Here is a 25,992-nt window from a genome sequence, read left to right as displayed (position 1 = left end):
TTTGAACCACACGTCGCCCTCGATGCATTGGCTGGATACGACCGCATGCTAAGTCGATCAGGCCGAAGTGTTGCCTATGGCGGGGTTCTCGTCGGGTTCTATCTTGAACGGCGCAAAGCCGGGTTCGACCGTGGTTACCTGGAGATCTGAAAAGACAAGCGTGATGTCATGCGCGTTACTCTCGAACCGAACCTCGTGCACGTCGTTGCCAAGATCTTCGGCCCATGTTCGCGCACGCTCAGAGTCGTGGATGATCTTCGCTCCCGGATAGAGGTTCTGCCACTTCACTCCCCAGGCGAATCCGTCGATCTCGTGCGATGCCGGGTCACCGAGCAGACGCTCATCCAGGGAATCTCGCCAGATGTCTCGACGGAGCGCCGTCTTCACGTGTGCCTCAACGCAATGCCGGAAGAGGTACCGGAGATGGACAGGCGCGATGCCAACACGTGGATCAACCGGTTGGTAGATGATCATCTCGTAGTCACGCATGTAGTCGGTGTAGCCGTGATAGACCAGCGCCTGATCGAACGCGTCATCAAGGTGCTGTTGGAGAGCTGCGAGATCCATCCCCGTTTCCTACACCGCGGCGACGGTGGCGGCCAGCTTCCGCATGCTGTCGGTCACCGCGTCGGCCCCTGCTTTCGCAAGAGTCACGTCCTTGCCCGGCTCATTGGCGTACGCGATGCTGCGTGCTCCGGCGTTGGCGGCGGCTTCCATGTCGAACCCGGAGTCGCCGATCAGTACCGCCTCCTCCGGCTGTACCTCAGCCATCTCGCAAGCGTTCAGCACTGATCGCGGATGGGGCTTCATCTCGCCAGGATTGCCGGTAGGACGCCCCACGACCCCGATCACGCTGCCGTTCAGTTCCACGCGGCCAAGGAATCGGTCAATGGCAGGCTTCGAGTTGTTGCTGACGATCACAACCGGTCGGCCGGCATCAGCGCATGCGGCCAACAGTTCCCTGACACCCGGCGTGATCTCGGCAGAGTCCGCGGCCTCTATCTCGTTCGCCATCAAGGCGGCCTCGACTTTGTCCACCAGCTCCGGCGCGAAGTCTGCCGTACGACGCAGCACCTTGAGCGGGTCGTCCAACTCCACCACGTCACGGGGCAACTCAGCCCCCTCATCCTGGAGCAGGCGCTTGAGTCTGGCCGCTACCTCGGGAGCCGGCAGACCAGCGAAGACCTTGCACACTGGCCCGTCGAAGTCGAGCAGCACAGCTCGCGTCTGCCGAAAGATCTCGACCAGGGCGTCGCTCACAGCTCGACCTGTCTGCTGATCGTGTTCCACATGCTTTCGAACCACTGCCGAACCTGGGCCACGTACTGCGACTGCATGGACGAGTCGTCCTCGGTCACCTGGTAATGGAACAGGACTGCGTCCTTGCCCATCACGTCGTACAGCTCGTGCGGCTCGCCCTTGATCCGCACCGTGTGCTTGACCACCGGGTAGAACCCGAAGAACACCTGATCCCGGTTGATCACATAAAACTTGAACGCCGGCGTGGTCTGGTGAACCCGCACTTCGACGGAGGCGGTCTTCACAAGCCCCAGGTCCGCCAGTTCGTGTACGGCGTCGGCGATGGCCTGGGTGCTGCGCTGCTGGATCCGCAGGGCACGCTCCCGGATCACCGGATCGTCCTCCAGGTCCTCGGCCCGGCACGGCAGCGACATCGGATGCCCCATGTCCGGCACCAGGATCCGGATCCCGATCGATTCCGGAGTAAGCCGCCCGAGCCGGATCTTGTCCAGCGGCTCCTGGAGCATGCCTTGCAACGTCTCCCCCGAGAAGCCGGCGAAGTCGATGGACACGTTGCTCGCCTCGAAGGCGTGCTCAATGTGGGGCCGCAGCTCCACCGGCCGCTCCGTGCGCTCGCGCACGAACACGCCGCTCCCCTGACGCGACACGATCAGGCCCTCATCCCGGAGGATCCGGATGGCCTGCTGCACGGTCATCCGCGCCACGCCGTACTGCTTGGCGAGTTCGGTCCCTGAGGGCAGCTTCTCCCCCGGCTCGAACTTCTTCGTCAGGATGGCCGCGCGCAGGGCGTTCGCCACCTGCTGATACGGCGGACGCGGGTCGTCAGGATCGAGGCTCATCACGCAACCAGTCTAGTTCTCCTAGGTCGCCTAGGCCAGTTCTTCCATGGTGCTTGACATGGCTAGCCATGCTGGGCAACATGAAGCCATCGACAAGATGCCTAGCCAAGTTAGGCAACTCGAAGGAGCTGGTTTCCATGCGCAACATCCCCGTCGACACCTCGGCCCTGGCGTTCACGGTGGCGGGCGAGCCCGAGCCGAAAATCGTGGACCGCGCCACCGGCGAGGTGAAGAGGGACGCGGAGGGGCGGGAGCTCTACACCATCCCGCTCCTCCCCAAGCCGAACGACGACCGGCGCAACCCCGTGATCGTGGTGACGTTCCCGAGCGAGACGTTCCCGAAGATCCCGGAGGGCGTCCAGGTCGTCCCCGTCGGCCTGGCCGCCTTCTACTGGCAGATGAACGGGCGCTCCGGTCTCGGCTTCCGCGCCGAGACCATCCGCCTGGCCCACGCCAAGGCGGCCTAACTCCGAGTCCGCGAAGTTCATGCCCCTGGAGCGGGCGCATCGCCTGGCAGCTACCGCCCGCTCCGGGGCCTTCCTCTCGCGTGCACGAAAGGACTGACCCGATTATGTCCGACCACATGGTCTGGCTGGTGCTCGGCGCGGCCTCGCTCGTCTCGGCCCTGTGCGCCTGGCGCCTGCTTCACCCGGTCTCGTTCTGGTACGGCCTCGGCTTCCCGCTGAAAGTGCTGAGCGTCTACTTCACGTGGGGCAACGTCGCCGCCGGCTGCGGACTGACGCGCAAGCGCCGTCGCCTGCGCTGGACGTTCGACGGCCTGCCGGTCCTCGGCAACGCGGCGGTCACCGTCGCCTCGCTGTCCCACAAGCGCAAGCTGCGGCGGGTCCAGATCGACAAGCCACCCCGTCTCGGCATCGTCCGCCCGTGCAAGCTCGGCTTCCGGCTGAACGTCCGGCTCATGGACGGTCAGACGCCGGAGGACTACAGCTTGCGCCTGTCGAACCTCGCCCACGCCTGGCGTGTCCACTCGGTGCGGCTGACTTCCTGGAAACCGGGCCGCGTGACCTTGTTGGCGACCACCGGTGATCCGCTCACTACGGTCAAGCTGCCGGTCCTCTCGGAGGGCTTGCTACGGGTCCGCGTCGGCGTCCTCGACACCGGTAGTCCGTGGGTGCTCGACTTCACCACCGTGCCGCACTGGCTGAACACGGGCGCGACCCAGTCCGGCAAGTCCACGCTCGTCAACGCCCTGATCACCGGCCTGGCCGCCCAGCCCGTGGCGCTGGTCGGCTTCGACCTCAAGGGCGGCGTCGAGCTGACCCCTTACAGCAAGCGCCTCACCGCGCTCGCCACCGAACGCGCCGAGTGCGCCGGCCTGCTCAACGACCTGATGACCGAGGTCAAGCGCCGCATGGCGCTCTGCCGCGCTCACACGGTCCGCAACATTTGGAAGCTGCCGGAGGCCCTGCGCCCCGTCCCGGTCGTGGTCCTGGTCGACGAGGTCGCCGAGCTCTTCCTGATGGCCCACAAAGGTGAGAAAGAGGAGATCGCGCAGACCGCGACGCAGCTCCTCCGGCTCGCTCAGCTCGGCCGAGCCTTCGGGGTCTACCTGTTCGTCTGCGGACAGCGGGTCGGCTCCGACCTCGGCCCCGGCGTCACGGCACTCCGGTCCCAGCTCTCCGGCCGCGTCTGCCATCGGGTGAACGACCCGGAGACGGCGAACATGACCCTCGGTGACGCCGATCCGGCCGCCCTGGTCGCCTCCCGGCAGATCCCCGCGAACATGCCCGGCACAGCCATCGTGATCGGCGAGGACGGCCGCTGGTACCGCGCCCGGTCGGTGTACGTCACCGAGGAAGAGGCCGAACGCGCCGCCGAGACGTATGCGGACCGGACACCGACCTGGGCGGAAGTCACCACCACGGTCGACCCGATCAGCGACGAAGAGCTGAACGCCCTGCTCCCCGAGTCGGCGCCCGCCTGACCCACGCCCCGAACGGCCCGGCCCGGCCCTATCCGGCCACGTCCCTACCCGATCCATGCCTGAACCCGGAAGGAGACCCGCACCATGACCGAGACCCGGCCCGGCCGCGTCCGCGCAACGCTGCTCGACTCCGCGCCCGTCATGGTCCTGGCCGTGATCGCCGCCGTGGGCTCGTTCACGCACATCGCCGAGCTGGCCGCCGAGCACGGGCAGCGCGGCTGGCAGTCCTGGGCGGTCGCGGTGTGCATCGACCTGATGTGCGTCATGGCCGCCCGGGAACGCCAGCGTGACCGGCGCACCGGACGCCCTCGCCGCGGGATGGTCTCCTGGCCGGCACTCGTCCTGACCGGCGGCATCGTACTCACCCTGGCCGCGAACCTCGCCCGCGCCCAGCCGTCCACCTGGGGCTGGGTGTGCGCCGCGACGCCTGCCGTGGCCTTCCTCGTGGCCGTCTCCATGCTGGAACGCCGCGCCTCACACGAGCCGACACCGGCACCGGCAACCGCTCCCGAGAGCGACCCGGCTCCTGAACCGCAGCCCTCCCCCGGAGAGCTGGAACCTCAGTCGACCCCGTCGCCGGCCCTGCTCACCTACGCCCGACGCCTGGCCGACGAGCACAGCTCCAAGCACGGTCGCCCCATCACGGTAGACCTGCTCCGCGCCCGCATGGGCATCTCCGGCGACCTCGCCACAGACCTCCTCCGCAAGATCACCGTCAATCAGAACTGAGAAAGGACTCACAATGACCCGTCCCGATCTCCCACGCCTCATCGAGGCCGCTCGCGCCTGGGCACGCGGCTCGTACTCCACCGAGGCGGCTGTCGAGCTGCTGATCCAGCACGACGTCTGGCTACGGCGAAGCGACTTCCTCCGGATGGGCATCGAGTACGCCCCGGCGCACTACAGCGGCACCTCGTACGCCGTCTTCCGCTGGGACACTCTCCACAGCGGCCTCACCAACGGCCTGCTCCCCTGCTGCAACTCCGAGGCCGCCGTCCTGCGCATCGCGCTCAGCCTCGCCGAGGGCCACCCCGTCGACCTCGGCCCGGCCATCGCCCGCCTGGACCGTACCAACCTCTCCCTCATCCTGGCCGCCATCCGCCACGCCGGGGGCGACCGCTCCGCCTGGGTCATCGCGCAGTGATCCCGCGCCTGCGCTGCCCGTTCTGCATCTGCTGCGCCCGCTACGGCTGCGAACTCGACGGCGACCCGGCCGAGTGCGACCGCCTCGACCCCGACGACGAGACGCCCTGTCCCTGCCCCGAACCAGAGGAGGAGAGCCTGTGATCCACAACTACGCCTGCGCCACCTGCAACGGCACCGGCGTGGTCAACGACGACCACGCCCCCACCCAGACGACCGCCACATGCCTCGACTGCGACGGCACCGGCATCGACAACCGCCACTGATCGGCGACGCCACCACGGAGCGGCCCAAGCCGGCCAGCTCGCCGCTCCGCGGGGCGCCTCCCTTCGCTCACTCGCAAAGGACAACCCAGTATGCGCCACCGGCCCATCACCGCAGACCACCCCGGCTCCAGGAAGGAGGACACGTGACCAAACAGCCCATCGTCATCGGCGACCTGGTCGGCCCGGTCATCCGGGACCTGGCCCGCCGCTCCGGCCGCGACCTGAACCGCTGGCTCCACCAAGTGGAACGGCTGCGCGGCTGCTCCGACCCCGTCCGCCTGGTCGGTGAGGTCTCCGCCCTCGACCCGTTCACCGGGGAACTGCTGCACCACTACACCACCGACCACGAGCCCCACGGACACCTGCTCGTCCGCTGCGGCAACCGCCGCGCCTCTCGCTGCCCGGCCTGCGCCGAGACCTACCGTGCCGACACCTTCCACCTCATCCGCGCGGGCCTGCTCGGCGGGGACAAGGGCGTCCCGGCAACCGTGGGCAGCCACCCACGCGTACTGGCGACGCTGACCGCGCCAAGCTTCGGCCCCGTCCACCGCGGACCCGACAAGCACGGCCACTCAGACGTCTGCCACCCACGCCGCAACGGCCCGGCCTGCTTCACCCGCCATCCCGCCGACGACCGCCAGATCGGCCAACCACTCGACCCCGATGCCTACGACTACGTCGGCCACGTCCTGTGGAACGCCCACGCCGGCGTCCTCTGGCACCGCTTTGGCATCTACCTCCGCCGGCACCTGGGCGCGGCGGCCGGACTCACCCGCGCCCAGTTCAGCCGCCAACTCCGGCTGTCCTTCGCCAAGGTCGCCGAGTACCAGACGCGCGGCATCGTCCACTTCCACGCCGTCGTCCGCCTCGACGGCCGCACGCCGGACGGCGACATCACCGCCCCGCCGCCCTGGGCCACGGTCGACCTACTCACCGACGCCATCCCACCCGCCGCCAACAGAGTCCGCATCGACCTGCCCGACCCGTACGGCAACGGCTCACTCTCACTCCGCTGGGGCGCCGTCGACGTCCGTTCGATCCAGTCCAGCACGACGGACGACACCACGCTTTCGGAAGCCGCCGTGGCCGGCTACGTCGCCAAGTACGCCACCAAAGCCGCCGAGACGTCCGGCACCCTGGACCGCCCGGTCCGGCACCACGACCTCGCCCGCCTCGACCAGTACGGCGTCACCGACCACGCCGCCCGCCTGATCAGAACCGCCTGGGACCTCGGCAACCCCGAGACCCATCCCGACCTCGCCCCGCTGCGACTCCGCCGCTGGGCCCACATGCTCGGCTTCCGCGGCCACTTCTCCACCAAGAGCCGCGCCTACTCCACCACGCTCACCGCACTGCGCCGCGTCCGCCTGGACTACCGCCAGGCCCGCGACCACGACCGCCTCCCGTACGACCCGGCCAACGCCCTCGTCCTGGCCCGCTGGAAGTACGGCGGCCAGGGCTTCACCACCGGAGAATCCGCGCTCGCAGCCGGCCTCTCCACACACAGCAGAGGACGGGTGATCAGCAATGGCTAGGACGCTCGACCGGGCTCCAGAGGCCGCCACCGGAAGCCGGCCCCTGACCGTTGCCGAGTTCTGCACCGAACTCGGCATCTCCCGCAGCACCTTCTACGACTGGCGCGCCAAGCGCCGCGCCCCGAAGTGCATCACCCTGCCGAACGGCAGCCTCCGTATCCGCCGCGCCGAGTACGAATGCTGGCTCGCCTCCAGAGAGGAGACCTCCTGGTGAACAGCACCTATGACGTGCGCGTGTGGCACGTGCTCACCAACAAGAACAAGGGCGGGAACACGTACTCCGTGCGCTGGGTCACGGCCGGCAAGCCGTGGCGGGACACGTTCAAGACCCGCGCACTGGCCGAGAGCTTCCGCGCCGAACTCCTCACCGCGATCAGGAAGGGGAACGCGTTCGATCCGACCACGGGGCGGCCTGTCCAGCACGCGGGGCAGCGAGCACGCTCGGTCACCTGGTGGGCGTTGATGTGCGAGTACGTCGATCACCGTTGGGATGAGTCGGCGCCCAACAGCCGCCGCACCACCGCCGATGCTCTGGCCACCGCGACACTCTCGTTGCTCTCCAACGGGGCTGGCCCTGTCTCGAAGGAGGACATCAGGCGAGCGGTGGTCAAGTGGGCCGCACACAAGCCGAGGCGCGCCTCCGGCGACGTGCCGAAGGACATCGCTCGTGCCGTCGCGTGGCTGGAGAAGAACACGGTGCCCGTGTCCACGCTGGCCGACGAAGCGGTCATCTTGAAGGTGCTGAAGGGCGTCTCGAAGACACTGGCGGGCACGACGGCGGCGGCAACGACGATCGCCCGCAAGCGCGCAGTGTTCTACAACGTGCTCGACTATGCGGTGAGCCCGGCGAAGCTCCTGACGAGCAATCCGCTGATCGGAGTGAAGTGGAAGACGCCGAAGATCAGCGAGGAGGTCTCTCCCAGACGGGTGATCAACCCGCAGCAAGCCGAGGCATTGCTGGCCGCCGTTTCGACGATCACACCGCGTCTCATCGCATTCTTCGCCGTCATGTACTACTCCGGTCTGCGGCCGGCGGAGGCCGTAGACCTAACTCTCGATGAGGTCGATCTCCCCGAAGCAGGGGACGACTGGGGATGGTTCTTCCTCAGCGACTCCGCACCGGCCGTGGGCGCCGACTGGACGGAAAACGGCAAACGGCGGGAGTCTCGCGAGCTCAAGCACCGGGCCCGTCACGCGGTTCGGCGAGTGCCGATCCCACCTCCGCTGGTCGCCCTTCTCCGGAGTCACCTCGCGGAGCACGGTGTGAGTCCGGATGGCCATCTCTTCATCGGGGAGCGCGGCGGACCACTGTCGGAGAGCGTCTACGGCCGCCTCTGGCAGAAGGCACGCGCGTCGGCGCTGAGTAAGGCGGAGGCCGCCTCACCGCTCGCAGAACGCCCTTACGATCTCCGGCATGCCTGTGTGTCCACATGGCTCAACGCGGGTGTCCCAGCGCCCCAGGTCGCCGAGTGGGCGGGCCACAGTGTGCACGTGCTCCTACGGGTCTACGCCAAGTGCATCGTCGGCCAAGATGCCGTCGCTCGAAGGCTCATCGCCGACGCCCTGATGCCCCGGCAGGAGGCCGACTGACGCCGACGCGCATACGACGCGAGCCCCCGTAGAGCGCCGATGATGACCATGAACAGCCGGACACAACGAGAGAGGCCCCTCACCGCGTTTCCGCTGGTGAAGGGCCTCTTTCTGCTGGTGTGGCAGGTGCAAGGTTCGAACTTGCGTAGGCTGAGCCGACGGTTTTACAGACCGCTCCCTTTGGCCACTCGGGCAACCTGCCGTGTCTTCCGCTCTCGCGGCGACAGACAGAAGAATAGCGGACTTCCGGGGTGCACGTGACACCGGTTTGTACCGTCGGGGATCGCCGTCGCGGAGGCTGTGGGTGGTGGCAGGGTGGAGGGGTACGGGCCTGGTGGACTGCACTGCGGGCCGATGCTGGCTAGGCTCGTGCGCTGGGTCCGTGTTCACGGGGGCGCGATGCGTGGTCGGCGAGCCCTGAGACGGGGGCCGGACACCGCAGAACATGCGTACGCAGCTGAGAGGATGTGCGTTTTGGCCGATTCGTCTTTCGACATCGTCAGCAAGATCGACCGCCAGGAGGTCGACAACGCGCTGAACCAGACGGTCAAGGAGATCGGGCACCGCTTCGACTTCAAGGGCACAGGGGCGAGCATCAGCTGGTCCGGGCAAGACAACATCGAGATCAAGGCCAACAGCGAGGAGCGGGCGAACGCCGCCCTCGACGTGTTCAAGGAGAAGGTGGTCAAGCGCGGTCTGTCGTTGAAGATCCTGGACGCGGGTGAGCCCAAGCTGTCGGGCAAGGAGTACCGCATGCTGGTCAGCCTCAAGGAGGGCATCGACCAGGAGAACGCGAAGAAGATCTCCAAGTTGATCCGCGACGAGGGGCCCAAGGGGATCAAGGCGCAGATCCAGGGCGAGGAGTTGCGGGTCAGCTCGAAGAAGAAGGATGACCTGCAGGACGTCATCTCCCTGCTCAAGGGCAAGGACCTCGACATCGCTCTGCAGTTCGTCAACTACCGGTAACAAGGGCCTGCTTCGGGACTCTGAACTGGCGTTTCAGTCCTACGGGGACCGCGGAGGGCACATCCGGGGCACACGGCCGAGCGCGCTGTCCACCAGGGCACGCGTCCTCTCCTGTGCCTCGGGCCACTCCCCCACATACGTGTTCAGCGTGACCATCGGTGTGGAGTGGCCGAGGGCAAGCTGCACGGTCTTCACCGAGGCGCCCCTGTGGATCAGCACCGTGGCGAAGTAGTGCCGCAGGCAATGGAGACCGGTCCTGGGCGGGAGGCCGGCCGCACGGGCAGCCGGCGCCCATATGTGCGACCAGGTAGCCCGGTGTACGGGAAGCAGCATCAGCAGCTTGGCGACGCGACGGCTGGGCCGGCGAGGGTCTGTCTCGTCGTCGATTTCGTTCTCGACGGCGCCGAACAGGGGTCTTGGCTGCTTGCGTACAGACGTGGACATTCTTGACCGTGCTACGGATCAGAATGGCGGAGTTTGGGTGCCTCCGGTCGCGCAGAACAAAAGACCAGGTCATCGCCGTGATGATCTAGATTTTGGTGTTTGTCGCCTGCTGCGTTTCACTGAAGGAGTTCGCGCAGGGGCGTGGTGGGCAGGGCGATCCAGCCTTCGGTGCGCGCGGAGTCGGCATGCTCTGGGGCAGGGAAGGTCACCAGGCCCAGGGACGACGCACGAGCGGTGAGCGCAGCGACAACAGCATCCGTGGCGTCGTCGGAGACTCGGCAGGTCTGCTCGTATGCGCCGAGGTCTAGCCACGGTGCCGCTGCCTGCAACTGATCTACCAGACGCCCGAGTCCGTCGAGATTCGAAGGACGTTTGTAGCTGAGGCAGGGCAATCCCCACCGTTTGAGCGATGCCGCGGGATAAACCTCCACCACGATGCCGCCACCACGGCGATCAATCGGCGGGCCTTGCCGCGCGAGTTCGGCCAGTAAGCCTGCACAGCGCATGGCGGTATGGCCGATGCGATCGGCGGAGACGCTCAGGGGCCTGCGCCCGGTCAGGTCGTAGACCACCTGATCGGTGACCCGGAGGGCGAGGTTCCTCCGCCAGTCACGTCCCGCGATGCCGCTGGGCACGTCAACGTGCCCGGCACGGTGTGCCGTGACGAAGTCGACGAACTTGTCCGGCCAGCCGAGGGGACAATCGATACCGGCCTTGTCCGCGCCCAGGACCGCCTCGACGATCAGGCCATCATCTGCCGGAATCTCGATCTTGCTGACACGGGCGCCCTCCGCAGACCAGTCGAGCCACGCCACCGCCGTCCTGGTCGCCTCCGCCGCGAGATCGACTCCAACCGTGCGCATCTCCCCACGATAGGCGGCCATTGATCCACCGCCGATCGTTCCACGGACCTGGGTGCCGTCGGGTCTCCACCTTGAACCGCTCCGGCTTCGATGGAGAATTTGGTGTGTTCACAGGATCGCTTGGAGCCCTTGCGTGGCTGGGTCGAGGATGGCGGCGTAGGTGTCCTGCCCATCGATGATCAGGATCGGGTTCTGCTGTTGTACGGGTGCGATCCCGCGCGACCCGGCGAGCGGTTCTGGTTCACGGTCGGCGGCGCGCTGGAGGACGGGGAGACGCTCCAGCAGGCCGCCGCGCGGGAGCTGTACGAAGAGGTCGGCATCCGGGCCGAGGCGGATGAGTTCACCGGTCCGTACGGCGCCGGCACGGTCGAGTTCAGCTTCGCCGAGTACGCCATCACGCAGGACCAGACATTCTTCGCAGTACGAATCGGCGACGGTCAGGCCGAGGTGTCGTTCGACAACATGGAGGAGATCGAGAAGGCCACCACGGTCGGGCACCGGTGGTGGAGCGCCGAGGAGTTGGACGCCACGGACGAAATCGTCCATCCCGCGGACCTGGCGGGCATCCTGCGGCGCGTCACTGCGGGCGGAGTACCCGCGTAGCGCCCGCGATGAGGGCGGTGGCCAGGATCCAGCCCGCGACGACCAGCCCGTACGCCAGCCCCTGTGTCCACCCCGCCGGGTCGAACATCTCCCTCTGCCCGAACGCCGGCAGCGGCAGCAGCAGGTCGAAGCTGTAGGCGAAGGAGTCGAAGACAGGGGCCTCGTCCGGTTTGAGGGGGCGGGGCGGGTTCAGACCGAAGGCGACCGTTCCGACCAGGAGCAGCAGCGCGAACCACAGGCCGGCCAGCCAGGGGCGGTAGCCGTAGCCGACCGTGACGTCCAGCAGCCGGCCCCACACGCGCAGTCCCGGGCCCTGGGTGCGACGCCGGGCGCGGAGCTTGGCGAGCTGGGCGCGGCGGGCGAGCCCGTCGTTGCCGTCGCGCAGGTACCAGGCGGCGAGCTGCTCGTACGGCTGAGGCCGGAAGCCCTCCGGGTCGCGGCCGGCCCAGTCGATGCGCCGTTCCACCTTGCCGCTGCGCAGCCGGTCGTAGGTGAGGCCGTTGAGTCGCAGCTTCTCGGGCCAGGTGTGGGGGTCGTCCTGGAGGGTGCCGACGCGCGAGTGAGCGAGGGTGACGACCCCGTCCACGGGCTCGGCGGGGTTGAGATAGAACTCGCGGACCTCCATGTGGCTGGCGTGCAGCGCGTACGGGGTGTCGGGGCTGTGGACGGCCCCGGCGAAGCAGAACGTGCCGCTGATCCGCGCCCCGCGCACCCGGATGCAGCCCTGCGCCGTGAAGCCTTTCGTGCAGTGCACGGTGCCCTCGACCACCATGTCGTCGGCCCTGATCGCGTAGCCGCCGGGGTTGCGGACGGTCGCGCCCTCGAAGTTGACGTCGCCGTTCATCCGGCTGCCCGCCAGGCGGACGCCGCCGGTGATGTCGGCGCCGCGGAAGGTGGCGCCGCTGTCCACGACCATGGACCCGGCGGACAGAGCCCACACGTCGTCGGCGGTCAGGCGGATGCCGCCCATCCACAGCCCGCTCTCGAACACGGCACGGGCGAGGCGGACGGTCCCGGTGATGTTCGAGCCGGACAGGCTCAGGTGGCCGGCGACGCGCATGCCGCCGCCGCTGAAGCCCGGCAGTGTGCAGTCCGTCAGCCGTACGGAGCGGGTGGTAGTGGCGGTCAGGAGGACGGGTTCGTCCAGGTGGCAGCCGCTGAGCACCAGTTCGTGCTCGACGCGGCCGCCGAGGATGGACAGGGAGCCGGTGATCCTCGCCCCGCGTAAGCGCACGGCCGACACCGAGCCAGGGGCGGCCTCGCGGGCGCCGAGCAGCAGGGACGCGATCACGCTGGCGCGGACCGTCCGGTCGGGGCCCCAGGTGTCGCCATCCTTGGGGGCGTTCTGCCCGGCCACGGTGCCGTGGCCGGTGACGACCTGGGCGAGCTCCACGGTCTCCCCGGTGGGGAAGGCATTCCACAGCTTGCGCTCAGCCTCGCTGAGGCGCGGAGATCGGCCCATAGGGATGATTATGTCTGCCGCAGGCGGGGGTTGACGGCGTCGCCGGGAAGCACGGAGTCCCTGTTGAGGCGGTGAGGCTGAAGGCCCGGCACGTATCCCGATCCGCCAGCTGGTGGCCATCCAGTACGGCGCCATCCTGGCGGGCACCACCCACGCCTGAGCCTCCGGCGCGGCAACGTGGGCCCTAACGCCGGTAGCCCGCCATGCGCTCCAGCCGGGCGACGCGCTCCGACGTGGGCGGGTGGGTGGAGAACAGCCTCCCGAAGCCGGAGCCGCTGAACGGATTGGCGATCATCATGTGGGAGGCCGAGGTGAGGCGGCTGTTCTCGGGCAGAGGAAGGCGCCGGGCGCCCATCTCGATCTTGCGGAGGGCCGAGGCCAAGGCCAGCGGGTCGCCTGTGAGCCGGGCCCCCGCCTCGTCCGCCTGGAACTCCCGCGTCCGGGAGATCGCCATCTGCACCATGCCCGCCGCCACCGGCCCCAGCACCATCATCAGCAGCGCACCCACGAACCCGGGCCCCTCGTCGTCGTCCGAGCCGCCGAAGAACACCGCCACGTAACTCAGCCACGTGATCATCGTGGCCAGCGCCCCCGCCACGGACGACACCAGGATGTCGCGGTTGTACACATGCGACAGCTCATGCCCGATCACACCGCGCAGCTCCCGCTCGTCCAGCAGCCGCGTCAGCCCGTACGTCACACAGACCGCCGCGCGGCGCGGGCTCCGGCCGGTGGCGAACGCGTTCGGCTGCACCGTCGGAGACACGTACAGGCGCGGCATCGGCTGGCGGGCCTCGGTGGAGAGCTCACGGACGATGCGGTACAGGATGGGATGCTCCACCTCGCTCACCGGCCGCGCCCGCATGGCGGACAGGGCGATGCGGTCGGAGAAGAGGTAGGCGAAACCGTTGGTCGCCACAGCCAGCATGAGCGCCATCCGCAGGCCGGTGCCACCGCCCAGCCACGCACCCACGGTGAGGATCAGCGCCGACATCCCACCGAGCAGGACAGCGGTACGCAGGCCGTTGTGGTGCAAGGGTCCCTCCCTTCGTGGTGCGGGTTCACCTGCTCCAACGACTGTGCCGGGGTCCATCGTTCCCCGGTGTGCACACTCGGGGGCGCAGCGCTACGCAACCCCAGGTGTCACGCCGTCCTCAGCAGGCGCGGCGACACCGGAAGATGGCGGAACACGGCGCAGTCGGCCGACGACCGTACAGCGACCAGTCAGCCCGGACACGCGAGCAGGGCAACAGCCGGCCGAGGGGACGGAGAACGGCCAGTCAGCTGAAGGGCGAGAGCAACGCCAGGTCCATGGCCACCTGAGGAGCGATCGAGAACACGACCGCCACCGCCACGGCGAGTCCCACGGCCACCCAGGCAGCCGGGAACGCATGTCCGAGGCTGAGATGGGGTGCCGAGCCGGGCCCCGGTGCCGAGCTGACCCCGGAGGCGGGGAGGAGCTCAGAGGCGGGGGTGAGCTCAGATGAGGTGAGCTTCGATGCGCTGGGTCTTGGTGCTGCGGTGAGTTGCGGTGCCACGGCGACCCCCGGCGCCGGGGTGAAGATCTGGGCCGTCCAGGACACGTAGTAGTACAGGCCGAGCACCGTGTTGACGGCCATGATCACCGCCAGCCACCCCGCCCCGCCGTTCACGAGCTCGCGGAAGACCACCACCTTGGCGAACAGCCCCGCCAGGCCGGGCGGCAGGCCGGCGAGGCAGATCAGGCTGAACCCCAGCGCGAGGCCGGCCACCGGGCTGCGGTAGGCCAGCCCCCGATAGTCGCCCAGCTCGTTGCGCGCGGCCGCTCGGGAGACGAGCATGACGACGGCGAACGCACCGAGGTTCATGGCGGCATAGACGATGAGATAGGTCAGGGACGCCCCGACGGCGCCGCTCAGGAGCGCCTCGCCTCCTGGCACGCCCGTCAGCGTCGTCCCCCCGGGAGATATGGTCGCTGCCGGGCCGGACGCGGATGTGGGACCGGCCGGTGACATGCGCTCGGTGGCGTGGTGGGCGACCGCGAGCGGGGCGAGGACGTATCCCGACTGGGCTACCGAGGACCAGGCCAGCAGCCGTACGGCGGAGCGTTGGCGCAGGGCCAGCAGGTTGCCCACGGTCATGGTGAGCGCGGCGATGATCGCGACGATGGGCGTCCACGTGGCGGCCCGGCCGGACAGCGCGGTGACGAGCAGCAGGATGAGGCCCGCGAACCCGGCGGCCTTCGAGATGACGGACAGCAGCGCTGCGACCGGCACGGGGGCGCCCTGGTAGACGTCCGGCGCCCACGAGTGGAACGGCACCGCTGCGATCTTGAACGCGAACCCGGCCAGCACCAGGACGACGCCCACCGTGATCACGCCCGCCGTGGGGGACGTCATCCCCTGGGCGGTCACCATGCCCGCCGCGGAGGACGTGACCGCGCCCGCCCCCAGGGCCCCCGCCCCCTGACCCCCCGTGCCGACCACTCCGGGAGCGGGGACGGCGCCGCTGAAGACCTCGGCCAGCCGGGACAGGTACACCGTGCCGCCGATGCCGTACAGCAGCGACACCCCGAACAACATGACCGCCGTGGACACGACCGAGACGACGAACAGCTTGACCGCGGCCTCCGAGGCCCGGCCGTCGTACCGTTTCAGTGCCGTGAGCGCGAACACCGGGAGCGACACCAGCTCAAGCGCGACCACCAGCATGATCAGGTCGCGTGAGGCGGGGAGCGTCACGGCGCCGGTGATGGTGCAGAGCAGGAGGAAGTACCACTCTCCGGGGGGGATGCCTCCGGCGGCCAGCTCGGTCATGGACATCAGCACGACGACCAGGGCCGCGACCAGGACCAGCCCGGCGAAGACCAACGTGAAGCGGTCGGCGACGAACGAGCACAGGGCCGGGACGGACGCGGATCCGCCGGCGGAGCCACGGCCGGCGGCGGCCGGCGCGAGAGCGTCGGGCACGCAGAACGTCGCCATGCTGCCGCCACCCTGGCCACCGCCTCCGGCCCGTACGCCCGCTCCCGCCCGAGTGGCCTGGGCGACGATGAAGCCGAGGGCCACGAGGACGCCGCCGATCGTCACCAGGCCCAGCGCCGTCCTGATCCTCGGACCGGAGGGGAGGAACGCGTCGAGGAGCAGGACCAGCCCGGCCGCGAGCGCGAGCGCCAGCGGTGGGGCGATCACGAAGTAGTCGATCTGCTGGATCATGGCAGGGCTCCCAGCAGGATGTGCACGGCAGGTGTGGTGAGGGACAGCAGCAGCCCCGGCCAGAGGCCGAACAGGAGAATCAGGACGATCAGCGGCACCCAGGCGACCCACTCGTACCGCCGGATGTCGCGCGGCGGTCCGCCGCTGGGACCGGGCTCGCCGAGGAGGGCCACGCTCTCGGATCCTTCCGCGTGACTCTCCGAAGGGCTCGGCCACTCCGCCGTCGCGCTCGCCTCCTCCATGTCCCCCCGAGGCCCCCCGACCGGCGCCGCGTCCACCCCGGCCGCGAGCCCTCCTCCGGCCCCGCCCCCGACTCCGGCTCCGGCTGCGGCCCCGGCCCCGGCTCCGGCCCCGGCTCCGGCTCCGGCGAGGCTGGGGCGGGGTGGGAGGCCGTGGGTGACGCGCGACAGCATGACCAGGAAGTACGCCGCCGTCAGCACCGCTCCCAGCCCGCCGATCACCATGAACGTCAGGAACAGCCCCCGAGGCAGCCCGGCACCCGGCTGGAAGGCCCCCAGCAGCGCCAGCATCTCCCCCCAGAACCCGGCCAGCCCCGGCAGCCCCAGCGACGCGACCGCCGCGAACGTCAGGACCGACCCGAGGCGCGGCAGCGTGGCGAGCATGCCACCGCCCAGCGACGGCATGTCGGCCGTGCCGTACCGGTCCTTGACGGCGCCGGCCACGAAGAACAGCAGCCCGGTGATCAGCCCGTGGGCGATGTTGGCGAACAGGGCCCCGTTGACGCCCACGGCCGTGAGTGTGGCGAACCCCAGCAGCACGAACCCCATGTGGCCCACCGAGGAGTAGGCGATCATGCGTTTCAGGTCCCGTTGGGCCAGGCAGGCGAGGGCCCCGTACACGATGCCGACCACGGCCAGCGCCCCCAGCCACGGCGCCGCGGCCACCGCGCCCTCCGGCAGGACCGGGACGGCGATGCGGGCGAAGCCGTACGTGCCCATCTTGAGCAGCACGCCGGCCAGCAGGACCGAGCCGACCGTCGGCGCCTCGGTGTGCGCGTCGGGGAGCCAGGTGTGCAGCGGCCACATCGGCGTCTTGACCGCGAGACCGAGCCCGACCGCCACGAACGCGAGGATCTGCACGCTCCTCGACATGCCCGCGCCGTGGGCCCGGGCGAGGGCGACGATGTCGAGCGTGCCGGTCTGCGCCCAGATGAGCAGCAGACCGAGCAGCATCACCACGGAGCCGAGCAGCGTGTAGAGGATGAACTTGGTCGCCGCGCCGCGTCGTCCCTTGCCGCCCCAGACGGCGATCAGGAAGTACATGGGGATCAGCACGATCTCGAAGAACACGAAGAACAGCAGCAGGTCCAGCGCGAGGAACGTGCCCACCATGCCGACTTCGAGCACCAGCAGCGTGAACGCCAGCGCCCTCGGCCGCGCCGCCATGAGCCGTCCCGGGCCGCGCGCCCGGCCCCAGCCGAGGTAGGCGAAGCAGAGGAACGTCAGCAGCGCGGTCAGCGCGACCAGCGGCAGCGAGATCCCGTCGACGCCGAGGTGGAAACGCAGGCCGAGCCCGGGGATCCACGGCAGGTCGACGGTGAACTGCGGCGTGGCCGACCGCCCGTAGTCGAACACCGCCACCATGACCACGGCCAGAGCCAGCGCGAGCCCCGACACCGCCTGCCCGTACAGCGGCAGCGCCGGTCGGAGCGCGGCCGGGGCGGCCACCAGGAGCAGCGCGCCGAGCAGCGGCACCGCGAGCAGCGTGACCGGAAGCCAGCCCATCATGTGAACACCACCGCCCCCACCGCGATCAGCAGCAGTCCGGCGAGCAGGCCGCTCACGTAGAGCTGGACGTTGCCGTTCTGGGCGAGCCTGAGCAGTCCGGACATTCCGCGGGCCGCCCGTCCGGAGCCGCGCACGGCCCCGTCCACCACCACGTCGTCCGTCCTGACGACCAGCCGGGCCAGCGCCAGCACCGGCCGCGCGAACACCGCGGCGTAGACGGCGTCCACGTAGAACGCGCGCTCGCACGGGACGCGCAGCGGCCCCAGCAGCCGGGCCGGGTCGGCGAGCGGCGCGGACCGCCAGACCGCGTACACCACTCCCGCGCCGAGCAGGGCCAGCACCACCCCGACCGCCGCCACCCCGAGATCGACGTGAACGCCGCCCGCGAACCCGAGCAGCAATGCCGGCACGACCAGCAGCGCCACCGGCACCAGCATCGTCCGCGGCGCCTCCCGCACGTCGATGACATGGGCCGTGCCCGGCTCCGGCTCGGGCAGCGCGACGGGCGCGGCCTGGCCGAAGAACGTCCGCAGCCAGGCTCTGGTGGCGTACGCGCCGGTGACGGCGACGGTCGCGAGGGCGCAGCCGTACAGGAGCAGGGCGGCGGCGTCGGTCAGGCGTCCGGCGGCGAGCGCGCCGTCCATGGCCGCCAGCACGGCGTCCTTGCTGAAGAAGCCGCTGGCCGGTGGCAGGCCCATGAGGGCGGCGAAGCCGACGGTCATCGCCGCGAACGTCACCGGCAGCGGCCCCCGCAGGCCGCCCATCTGGCTCATCAGGTTGGAGCCGACGTGGTGGATGACGACGCCCGCGCACAGGAACAGCAGCGCCTTGAACGCCCCGTGCGTGAGCAGGTGGAAGATCGCGGCCTTCGCCGAGCCCGCCGCCAGGCCGCCCGCCATGTAGGCGAGCTGGCTGATCGTGGAGTAGGCGAGCACCCGTTTGAGGTCGTCCTGGGCGAGCGCGGCCAGGGCGGCGCCGAGCATGCCGAGCGCCGCCATGACGGCCAGCACGTCCAGCGTGGGGCCGGCGGCGGCGTATGCCGGGAAGAGCCTCGCCACGATGAAGATGCCGGCGGCGACCATGGTGGCGGCGTGGATCAGCGCGCTGATCGGCGTGGGGCCCGCCATGGCGTCGGGCAGCCAGGTGTGCAGCGGCACCTGCGCGCTCTTGCCCGCCACTCCGGCGAGCAGCAGCATGGTGGCGGTGACGAGGGTGGCCCCAGACATCTCGGGCACCTTGGAGAGCACGTCGGAGATTCGGAAGCTGCCGGCCGCGAAGCCGAGCGTGAACAGGCCGAACAGGAAGCCGACGTCGCCGAGGCGGGTGACCAGGAACGCCTTGACCGCCGCGCGCGAGTTGGCGCGGTCCTCCCACCAGTGGCCGATGAGCAGGTACGAGCAGAGGCCCATGATCTCCCAGCCGACGTACAGGACGAGGAGGTCACCGGCGTACACGACCAGCAGCATCGCGCTGGTGAACAGGCTGACGAAGGCGCTGTAGGACGGGTAGCGCGAGTCGTGGTGGAGGTAGCCCACGGAGTAGACCTGTACGGCCAGGGCGACCAGCGTCACGAGGACGCCGAGGACCGCGGACAGGTCGTCGGCCTGGAGGGTCAGGGAGATGGGGATGCCGCCGGTGACGATCGTGCCGTAGGTACGGCCCACGGGCGGGCCCGGTGCCGCGTCTCCGAGGTACGCGAAGCCGGGGGCCCAGGCGAGGGCGGTGGCGAGCACGGCGGAGGCGGCGGTCGGCAGGACGGCGAACCAGGCCGCCCGTCCGCGCGCACGCCGGTCGTCGGCGTCGCCCGTGTCACCGGAGGCGCTGGTGGTGCGGTGGTGCGGCCGGCGGGTCAGCAGGAGGCCGGCCGCGGCGGCGACGAAGGGCAGGAGTACGGCGAGCAGCGGGAAGGTCGTCACCGGTTGCCTCCTCGCTCGGCGTCGGCCCCTGGCCGGGTGGCCTGGGCGTCGCCGCGGCCGTCGCCGGCCGGCTCCGTGGGGGCGGGCGGGGTCGCGGTGTGGGGCGGCGGCTCGGACAGGTCGCGGAGGGCGTCGATGTCGACGGTCCTGCGGTTGCGGTAGAGGGCCAGGATGATGGCCAGGCCCAGCCCCACCTCGGCCGCGGCGATCACGATGACGAACAGCGTGAGCACCTGACCGCTGTGCAACCGGTCGCGCAGCCACACGTCGAACGCGACGAGGTTGAGGTTGACGGCGTTGAGCATCAGCTCGACGGACATCAGGACGAGGATCGTGTTGCGGCGGGCGAGCACGCCGTACACGCCGACGGAGAAGAGGAGCGCCGACACGACGGCCGGGTAGACGATGTGCATCAACGCCCCCCGGGCCGGTCAGCGGGCGGGCCGGGCATGGCGGATGGATCGTCCGGCGTACGGGGTGAGTCCGGCGGACGGGATGAGTCCGGTGGACGGGGTGAGTCGGGCGTACGGGGTGAGTCTGCGGGCTGCTCGGGGTGGCTCGGTGGGGAGCCGCCCTGGATGTCCGTGCGGGACAGGACGATGGCGCCGATCAGGGCCGCCAGCAGCAGCACCGACAGCGCCTCGAACGGCAGCACCCAGGTGCTGAACACGCTGGCGCCGAGCTCCTTGGCCGCGCCCTGGCCGGGATCGAGCGGGGCGTAGGCCGTACGGAAGCCGTCGACCACCACCGTCACCAGGACGGCGGCAGTAGCCACGGCCACCAGCGCGGCGACCACCCGGTTGCCGCTGTCGAGGTCGGCGGAGCGGCCGATCGGGGCCCGCGTGAGCATGATGCCGAACAGCATGAGCACGACGACCGCGCCCACGTAGATGAGCACCTGCACCCAGGCGACGAACTCCGCCGTCAGCACGAGGTAGCAACCGGCGAGCGCGCCGAAGCAGACCACGAGCCACAGGGCGGCGTGGACGAGCTGGCGGGTGGCGACGACGAGCAGCGCCGATCCGACCGCCGCCGCGCCGAGCAGCAAGAAGACGATCTCCTGGCCGGTGGGCGACAGATAGGAGGGCACCGCCTCGGTCACTACTCCTCCTCGGGCTCCCTTGGGTCTGCAGGGTCGAGACGCCCGGGCGGACGGATGGAGCGAGGATCGGCCATCCGGCGCCTGCGCGGCCTCGGGGCAGAAGTCTGCTCTTCCGCTTCGGGGTTCGGGCGCGGCTCGCCCGAGGCTGTGGACAACTCTTCGCCGGATGTGGAGCCTGTGGACAACTCTCCTGCCGACTCGGCCCCCGCTTCGCTCGACGCGGGGGCTGCTTCGCGGGGAGCGGAGTCGGCGTCGTCCGGTGCGGGGGCTGGGGATGGCGCCTCAGGGGATACGCCGTGCTGCGGTGGTTCGGGAGAGCGCGTGTCGGTTTCGGGCGTCTTCGGGTGCCGGGCTTCCGACGCGGGTGGCGTGGTGGCGGGCTTGTCACCGGTCGGAGGGGGCGCGGGGAGGGCCCCGGGCGGCCGGATGCCCCGGATGTTCGCCATGCGCGCCCTGCGCTCCGATGCGCCGGGCCGGTCCGAGCCGGTCTGGCCGGGCCGGTCCGGGCCGGTCGCCGACCGGTCCGCGGCCCGGGTGCCATGGGCGTCCTGGGTGGTGGGGTCGGACGGGCGGGGCCCTGGGGCGGCTTCCGGTGCGTCGGGCTCACCGGCGGATCGGCGAACGGGCGGGGCCGGAGCACGAGCATCCGGTGCGGAGTGGGGCTCTTCCGGTGCGGAGTGGGGCTCCTCCGGTGCGGGGTGGGGATCCTCCGGTGAGCAGGCGTCGGGCGCCCCGGTCGTCGAAGCGTCCTGCGCGGAAGCAGGACGCGCGGAAGCAGGACGTGCCGAAGCAGGAGGTGCCGAAGCGGGACGTGCCGAAGCGGGACGTGCCGAAGCGGGACGTGCCGAAGCGGGACGTGCCGAAGCGGGACGTGCGGAAGCGGGACGTGCGGAAGCGTCCTCACCAGAAGGGGTACGTGCGCGGACGTCCCCCGTGGAAGGAGGTACCGGCGGTGCGTCCGTGCCGGTGTCCTCGCCGGCGTCCGGTCGTGCGGGCGGCCGGCCGGGTGTACCTCCCGGGGGCCCGGCGGGGCGACGGGGAGCGGCCGCGAGCTCCTTGGGCGGCTCGGCGCCGGGGTCGTGGGCCGGGGGCGGCGGGACCGTGGGCACCCAGGCGGCGAGCCGGTCCTTCTCGTGCAGCAGGTTGCGGATGTCGCCCTCGGCGTACTCGAACTCCGGAGACCAGAACAGCGCGTCGAACGGGCAGACCTCGATGCAGATCCCGCAGTACATGCACAGGGAGAAGTCGATGGCGAACCGGTCGAGCACGTTGCGCTGACGCGGGCGCCCGCCCTCCGGCGCCGGGAGGGTCTCCTTGTGCGAGTCGATGTAGATGCACCAGTCGGGGCACTCGCGGGCGCAGAGCATGCAGGAGGTGCAGTTCTCCTCGACCAGGGCGATGACGCCGCGACTGCGGGGCGGGAGAGCGGGCTTGACCTCGGGATACTGCTGGGTGACGGATTTGCGCAGCATGTGGCGGAGGGTGACGGAGAGCCCCTTCGCCAACCCCACTCCCGGTATCCGCGCCATGGTCATCATCATTGCGCACTTGTCCGCGCACGTGAATGCGCTCGTCGCGTTGTCCCCAGTTTTTCCACAGTTATCCACAGGTTATCGGGAGGTTATCCACAAGATGGCTCCGCGGCCGTTATGTACCACGGTGTGGCGATAGCCTTCCGGCATGTCGAACAGCCGGCCGCGCGGTCCCAGTGGTCTGGCATGGACCGCCGGGGTGGCGTGGGCGGCGCTGCCGCTGTTCACGTGCGGGATGCTGACGCCGTTCACGATCGGCTTCGCGGCGTTCTGGCTGCGCAGCGTGTGGCAGCTGATCGCCGCCGCGGTCTACACCGTGTGCCTGGGTTCGTTCCTGATCGTGGTGTTCGCGTACGACCAGTTCGAGGACATCCCGGAGCCGATGTCCTCCCTGATATCCCTCGCCCTGGTCGTGACCTGGTTGGGCGGTGTCATCCACTCCGGCATCCTGGTTCCGGCCATGGTCAAGCGCCGTCACCGCGGCGCCCCGCCGTTCACGCCTCGCCCGTTCGTGCCTCCGGCGAACATCCACCAGCGCACCACCGCTCCGACCTTCCAGCGGCCCTCCGGCGCGCCGGAGTGGATCGGGCACTACCGGGTGCTGCGGTCCCTGGGCAGGGGCGGGCAGGGGGCCGTCTATCTCGCGCAGGCGCCCAACGGTGCGCGGGTGGCGGTGAAGGTCCTGCACGACCTGGTCGACGAGACGGCCCGTGCCCGCTTCGCCCGCGAGGTGGACACGGCGCGCAGGGTCGCGACGTTTTCCACAGCCCGGGTGCTGGACGTGAGCATCAGCGGGCAGCACGCGTACATCGTCAGTGAGTACGTCGAGGGACCGTCGCTGGAGCAGCTCGTCCGCAACCATGGTCCGCGGGACGAGGACAGCCTCACCCGGCTGGCGTTGTCCACAGCCGGGGCGCTCGCGGCCATCCACAAGGCCGGGATCGTGCATCGTGACTTCAAGCCGAGCAACGTGCTGATCGGCAACGACGGGCCGCGGGTGATCGACTTCGGCATCGCCCGCGCACTCGACCAGATGACGGTGACGTCGGGGAAGATGGTCGGCACCCCGCCGTACATGTCGCCCGAGCAGTTGACGGGGGCGCCGGTGGGGCCGCCGTCGGACGTGTTCAGCTGGGGGGTGACGATGATGTTCGCGGCCACGGGGCGGCCGGCGTTCGGGGAGGACACGGTGCCGGCGGTTTTCCACAGGGTGCTGACGGTCCACCCGGACCTGTCGCCCTTGCCGCCGGGTCTGCGGAAGATCGTCGGGACGTGTCTCCACAAGAGCCCGGAGGATCGGCCGGCGGCCGCGGACGTGATGCTCGCCATCATCCACTGACGAGCCGGCGGTGCCGCGGGGATTCGGGTACCTCGGCTTGGATACGTCCGGGTTTCGGGTGCCTCCGGCGTGCTGCGGCGGAATGCCGATTCGCACGCTCAGAGTGTCAGCCGCCAGGTGTTCCACTCGTCCAGCAACGTGAAGCCCATCGCCTCGTTGATGGCCAGCATGTGCGCGTTGGACGTGGCGTTCCACGTGATGACCCGCTGGACCCGCGGTTCACGCTCGTGCAGCCGTTGCAGGTTGGCGAGCTTGAGGAGGAGGCCGAGCCGGTGACCGCGGTGCGGCCCGAGCACGGCGGTGTCCGTCTGGAACGCCCAGCCGTCCTGGCGGTCCACCTCCAGGAAGATGCGGGTGAACCCGGCCGGGGCGCCATCGCTGATGCGCCGGGCGAGCGCGGTGTAGCAGTCGAGCCCACCCGGCACCATCTCCTCCTCCCGCGCGCGCACGCGGTCGGCGTCGAAGCGGGCGTCCTCCATGGCCGCGTCCGCTGGGGCGTCGTTCATGCCGGCCATCACCGCGGCCAGGTCGGCCAGCCGCTCCGCCGTGGCCCGCTCCCCCGGCAGCTCCTGCGTGGCCGGGCCGCTCCACAGTTCCAGCTCGTAGCCCTCCGCGCGCGGCCACATCCGCCGGAACGCCGCCCAGTCGGCCGTACGCAGGTCGAGGGTGCGACGAGCCTCCGCCACCGACACGGTGAAGCCGTGCGCCCGGGCGAACCTCGCGCCCGGCCCCTCGACGGGGGTCTCGGTGAACAGCAGGCCACGGCCGAGGGCGCGGGCCCGTCCGGCCGCCTCCTCCAGCAGGTCCGCGCCGATGCCGCGCCCCCACCGGTCGGGCCGGACGAACAGCGGGTCCAGCCAGGCGATGTGCGTGTTGTCATGCTGGGGAAGCCCCAGCCGGTAGCCCGCGACGGCCTCGCCGCCCTCCTTGACCACCCGAACCTCCTGTCGCTGCCCGGAGGAGTCGTGGGTGAGCAGCCACTCGAAGCGCCGCCGGCCCATGAGCGGTCCCCGCTGGTGGGCGTAGGCCCGGAGGTAGGTGTCGTGGAGAGAGGTGAGCGTGTTCTCGTCGATCGTCGTCACGCGGCCAGGTAACAGGATCGCGGCCGACACGGCGACGGATTTTCTCCTGGACGCGGGGGGTGGCGTGGTCAGGGGGTGGCTTCGGGGCAGGTTCGGGTGAGGGCGAGGTAATCGGCGTGGGTGAGGCGGCGGGCCTCCAGGTACATGTTGTGGTGCTGGGTGAAGCGGTTGACGTCCTCCGGCGGCCAGGGACCGGGCAGGTGGTGGAGCGGGGCGCCGTCGGAGTCGAGGACGAACAGGCCTGTGCGGTCCTCGTGGCCGTACAGGAGGAAGGCGCAGGCGTGACGGGGCCGGCGGCGGAAGGCGAGGTCGGCGACGAGGGTGCCGCCGCGGCGGATCTCCATGCGGGGGCCGCGGTGGCGGTCTCGCCGGGTGGTGACGGTGAGGCCGCCCGGCAGGCCGAGGATCTCGCCTCGGGCGGCGCGGCGTCTGTGCATGCGGGCCGACAGGGGGCGCAGCACCAGGAGTGCCGGGCTGAAGCCGACCAGGAGCCACTTGGCCTCCAGGACGTACGCCAACCCCCTGCCAAGCGTGGACAGGCCCCGCCAGGCGGGCCACAGCCCGATCATGGCCAAGTACGTCATCACGGCCAGGCCCGCGACTCCGGTCCCGATGGTGACCGGCTTGCGCCACCTGGCGAGAAAGGTCGGGCGGACGCCGTGCAGGCGGCGCCAGCCGGGAGCTCGGGCGGCGAGGGCGGTGCGGACCTCGCGGGAGGGGCGGGTGCGGGCGTTCACGACCGGGATGCCGGCCGCGACGGCGAACGTGTGGACGTCGGGGGCGTGCCAGGGGCCCGGGAGGTCCAGGAGGACGAGACCGTCGGCGTCCAGGACCGCGAGACCGGAACAGGTCTGGCGCTCGGCGTCCTTGGCACGGGTCGCCGGCTGGTCGTAGCGGTAGTGGTACAGGCGCGTGGGGGCGGCGGTCGATCGGAACGCGGTGGGCGGTGCGTGGCCCGTCACGGCGTCTGTCGCGGTCAGGGCGTGGCCGTCCCAGGAGAGCGTCGTCTCCAGGCAGGTCACACTGTGGACGGTGCCGGCCGGTTCGTCCCCGGCTGACGCGGGCTGCGCGTTCATGTGGTCACCCCTGATTCTCCGGTCCCCAAGGGAGAGACGACCGGGGGACGGGTGGAGTTTCGCGGTGCCGGGGCCGTTTGGTGGGAT

General features: G+C 70.2%; 27 protein-coding genes and 1 tRNA gene. 12 read left to right on the top strand and 16 right to left on the bottom strand.

What is annotated here, in order from left to right; genetic code table 11:
• Positions 1 to 57: 57 nt before the first annotated feature.
• From ABZS51_RS08430 to ABZS51_RS08420, 3 genes are read right to left on the bottom strand one after another with little or no spacing between them, the layout of a single operon-like run.
• Positions 58 to 567 carry a hypothetical protein gene (locus ABZS51_RS08430; RefSeq protein ID WP_355437753.1) on the bottom strand — a complete coding sequence of 170 codons (510 nt, stop codon included), beginning with the start codon at positions 565 to 567 and terminating at the stop codon, positions 58 to 60.
• A 9-nt stretch (positions 568 to 576) separates the two neighbouring features.
• Entirely contained in the window at positions 577 to 1,260 is a 684-nt protein-coding gene (locus ABZS51_RS08425; protein WP_355437751.1) for an HAD family hydrolase, read from the bottom strand.
• The gene (locus tag ABZS51_RS08420) at positions 1,257 to 2,099 is read right to left on the bottom strand and encodes a GntR family transcriptional regulator (RefSeq protein ID WP_355437749.1); all 843 of its coding nucleotides are present in this window, start codon (positions 2,097 to 2,099) and stop codon (positions 1,257 to 1,259) included. The genes ABZS51_RS08425 and ABZS51_RS08420 overlap by 4 nt, the downstream gene beginning before the upstream one ends.
• Before the next feature lie 137 nt (positions 2,100 to 2,236).
• Here ABZS51_RS08420 and ABZS51_RS08415 point away from each other — a divergent pair, with 137 nt between their 5' ends.
• From ABZS51_RS08415 to ABZS51_RS08375, 9 genes are all read left to right on the top strand, one after another.
• Positions 2,237 to 2,566, top strand: coding sequence for a hypothetical protein (locus tag ABZS51_RS08415; RefSeq protein ID WP_355437747.1), 330 nt, complete (start codon positions 2,237 to 2,239; stop codon positions 2,564 to 2,566).
• Between the two features lie 104 nt (positions 2,567 to 2,670).
• The gene (locus ABZS51_RS08410; protein WP_355437745.1) at positions 2,671 to 4,044 is read left to right on the top strand and encodes an FtsK/SpoIIIE domain-containing protein; all 1,374 of its coding nucleotides are present in this window, start codon (positions 2,671 to 2,673) and stop codon (positions 4,042 to 4,044) included.
• 84 nt (positions 4,045 to 4,128) lie between these two features.
• Complete coding sequence (locus ABZS51_RS08405) at positions 4,129 to 4,773, top strand: DUF2637 domain-containing protein (RefSeq protein WP_355437743.1); 645 nt, start codon at positions 4,129 to 4,131, stop codon at positions 4,771 to 4,773.
• A gap of 13 nt (positions 4,774 to 4,786) precedes the next feature.
• Entirely contained in the window at positions 4,787 to 5,188 is a 402-nt protein-coding gene (locus tag ABZS51_RS08400) for a hypothetical protein (RefSeq protein ID WP_355437741.1), read from the top strand.
• The gene (locus ABZS51_RS08395; protein ID WP_355437739.1) at positions 5,185 to 5,331 is read left to right on the top strand and encodes a hypothetical protein; all 147 of its coding nucleotides are present in this window, start codon (positions 5,185 to 5,187) and stop codon (positions 5,329 to 5,331) included. Before ABZS51_RS08400 ends, ABZS51_RS08395 begins: the two co-directional genes overlap by 4 nt.
• The gene (locus ABZS51_RS08390) at positions 5,328 to 5,453 is read left to right on the top strand and encodes a hypothetical protein (RefSeq protein ID WP_355437737.1); all 126 of its coding nucleotides are present in this window, start codon (positions 5,328 to 5,330) and stop codon (positions 5,451 to 5,453) included. Before ABZS51_RS08395 ends, ABZS51_RS08390 begins: the two co-directional genes overlap by 4 nt.
• A gap of 143 nt (positions 5,454 to 5,596) precedes the next feature.
• Complete coding sequence (locus tag ABZS51_RS08385) at positions 5,597 to 6,988, top strand: replication initiator (RefSeq protein ID WP_355437735.1); 1,392 nt, start codon at positions 5,597 to 5,599, stop codon at positions 6,986 to 6,988.
• The gene (locus tag ABZS51_RS08380) at positions 6,981 to 7,202 is read left to right on the top strand and encodes a helix-turn-helix domain-containing protein (RefSeq protein ID WP_355437733.1); all 222 of its coding nucleotides are present in this window, start codon (positions 6,981 to 6,983) and stop codon (positions 7,200 to 7,202) included. Before ABZS51_RS08385 ends, ABZS51_RS08380 begins: the two co-directional genes overlap by 8 nt.
• Positions 7,199 to 8,578 carry a tyrosine-type recombinase/integrase gene (locus ABZS51_RS08375; protein WP_355437731.1) on the top strand — a complete coding sequence of 460 codons (1,380 nt, stop codon included), beginning with the start codon at positions 7,199 to 7,201 and terminating at the stop codon, positions 8,576 to 8,578. The genes ABZS51_RS08380 and ABZS51_RS08375 overlap by 4 nt, the downstream gene beginning before the upstream one ends.
• A gap of 120 nt (positions 8,579 to 8,698) precedes the next feature.
• On the opposite strand, the gene ABZS51_RS08370 is transcribed toward ABZS51_RS08375, so the two are convergent.
• Positions 8,699 to 8,780, bottom strand: a tRNA-Tyr gene (locus ABZS51_RS08370).
• Positions 8,781 to 9,043: 263 nt separating this feature from the next.
• On the opposite strand from ABZS51_RS08370, the gene ABZS51_RS08365 reads away from it, so the two are divergent.
• A complete protein-coding gene (locus ABZS51_RS08365; protein WP_310707134.1) occupies positions 9,044 to 9,544 on the top strand; it encodes a YajQ family cyclic di-GMP-binding protein in 501 nt (166 codons plus the stop codon).
• A gap of 39 nt (positions 9,545 to 9,583) precedes the next feature.
• Here ABZS51_RS08365 and ABZS51_RS08360 read toward each other — a convergent pair whose 3' ends face one another.
• Together ABZS51_RS08360 and ABZS51_RS08355 are read right to left on the bottom strand one after the other, a co-directional pair.
• Positions 9,584 to 9,877 carry a tyrosine-type recombinase/integrase gene (locus ABZS51_RS08360; protein WP_355437859.1) on the bottom strand — a complete coding sequence of 98 codons (294 nt, stop codon included), beginning with the start codon at positions 9,875 to 9,877 and terminating at the stop codon, positions 9,584 to 9,586.
• Positions 9,878 to 10,104: 227 nt separating this feature from the next.
• Entirely contained in the window at positions 10,105 to 10,851 is a 747-nt protein-coding gene (locus tag ABZS51_RS08355) for a DUF429 domain-containing protein (protein WP_355437728.1), read from the bottom strand.
• A 120-nt stretch (positions 10,852 to 10,971) separates the two neighbouring features.
• Between ABZS51_RS08355 and ABZS51_RS08350 the strand changes: the two genes are divergently transcribed.
• The gene (locus ABZS51_RS08350) at positions 10,972 to 11,454 is read left to right on the top strand and encodes an NUDIX domain-containing protein (protein WP_355437726.1); all 483 of its coding nucleotides are present in this window, start codon (positions 10,972 to 10,974) and stop codon (positions 11,452 to 11,454) included.
• Here ABZS51_RS08350 and ABZS51_RS08345 read toward each other — a convergent pair.
• From ABZS51_RS08345 to ABZS51_RS08310, 8 genes are all read right to left on the bottom strand, one after another.
• Positions 11,429 to 12,916 (bottom strand): hypothetical protein, encoded by a 1,488-nt coding sequence (locus ABZS51_RS08345; RefSeq protein ID WP_355437724.1) that lies wholly within the window; start codon positions 12,914 to 12,916, stop codon positions 11,429 to 11,431. The two genes, ABZS51_RS08350 and ABZS51_RS08345, sit on opposite strands and share 26 nt — an antisense overlap.
• Before the next feature lie 184 nt (positions 12,917 to 13,100).
• Positions 13,101 to 13,952, bottom strand: a complete 852-nt coding sequence (gene htpX, locus ABZS51_RS08340) for a zinc metalloprotease HtpX (RefSeq protein ID WP_355437722.1) — start codon at positions 13,950 to 13,952, stop codon at positions 13,101 to 13,103.
• Positions 13,953 to 14,196: 244 nt separating this feature from the next.
• A complete protein-coding gene (locus ABZS51_RS08335; RefSeq protein ID WP_355437720.1) occupies positions 14,197 to 16,110 on the bottom strand; it encodes an NADH-quinone oxidoreductase subunit N in 1,914 nt (637 codons plus the stop codon).
• Positions 16,107 to 17,858 carry an NADH-quinone oxidoreductase subunit M gene (locus tag ABZS51_RS08330; RefSeq protein ID WP_355437718.1) on the bottom strand — a complete coding sequence of 584 codons (1,752 nt, stop codon included), beginning with the start codon at positions 17,856 to 17,858 and terminating at the stop codon, positions 16,107 to 16,109. The genes ABZS51_RS08335 and ABZS51_RS08330 overlap by 4 nt, the downstream gene beginning before the upstream one ends.
• Positions 17,855 to 19,774, bottom strand: coding sequence for an NADH-quinone oxidoreductase subunit L (locus tag ABZS51_RS08325; RefSeq protein ID WP_355437716.1), 1,920 nt, complete (start codon positions 19,772 to 19,774; stop codon positions 17,855 to 17,857). Before ABZS51_RS08325 ends, ABZS51_RS08330 begins: the two co-directional genes overlap by 4 nt.
• Entirely contained in the window at positions 19,771 to 20,187 is a 417-nt protein-coding gene (nuoK, locus tag ABZS51_RS08320) for an NADH-quinone oxidoreductase subunit NuoK (RefSeq protein WP_355437714.1), read from the bottom strand. Before nuoK ends, ABZS51_RS08325 begins: the two co-directional genes overlap by 4 nt.
• Complete coding sequence (locus tag ABZS51_RS08315) at positions 20,187 to 20,876, bottom strand: NADH-quinone oxidoreductase subunit J (protein WP_355437712.1); 690 nt, start codon at positions 20,874 to 20,876, stop codon at positions 20,187 to 20,189. Before ABZS51_RS08315 ends, nuoK begins: the two co-directional genes overlap by 1 nt.
• Complete coding sequence (locus ABZS51_RS08310) at positions 20,876 to 22,348, bottom strand: 4Fe-4S binding protein (RefSeq protein WP_355437710.1); 1,473 nt, start codon at positions 22,346 to 22,348, stop codon at positions 20,876 to 20,878. The genes ABZS51_RS08315 and ABZS51_RS08310 overlap by 1 nt, the downstream gene beginning before the upstream one ends.
• Positions 22,349 to 22,556: 208 nt before the next feature.
• On the opposite strand from ABZS51_RS08310, the gene ABZS51_RS08305 reads away from it, so the two are divergent.
• On the top strand, positions 22,557 to 23,747 hold the full coding sequence (locus tag ABZS51_RS08305; protein ID WP_355437708.1) for a serine/threonine-protein kinase: 1,191 nt from the start codon (positions 22,557 to 22,559) through the stop codon (positions 23,745 to 23,747).
• Between the two features lie 98 nt (positions 23,748 to 23,845).
• Here the strand turns inward: ABZS51_RS08305 and ABZS51_RS08300 are convergent, their stop codons facing one another.
• Together ABZS51_RS08300 and ABZS51_RS08295 are read right to left on the bottom strand one after the other, a co-directional pair.
• A complete protein-coding gene (locus tag ABZS51_RS08300; RefSeq protein ID WP_355437706.1) occupies positions 23,846 to 24,829 on the bottom strand; it encodes a GNAT family N-acetyltransferase in 984 nt (327 codons plus the stop codon).
• Positions 24,830 to 24,897: 68 nt separating this feature from the next.
• Positions 24,898 to 25,905 (bottom strand): hypothetical protein, encoded by a 1,008-nt coding sequence (locus ABZS51_RS08295; RefSeq protein ID WP_355437704.1) that lies wholly within the window; start codon positions 25,903 to 25,905, stop codon positions 24,898 to 24,900.
• Positions 25,906 to 25,992: the final 87 nt, after the last annotated feature.

This window comes from Nonomuraea sp. NPDC005501, assembly GCF_040605905.1.
Taxonomy (GTDB): Bacteria; Actinomycetota; Actinomycetes; order Streptosporangiales; family Streptosporangiaceae; genus Nonomuraea.
This window is presented reverse-complemented; position numbering and strand designations above follow the sequence as displayed.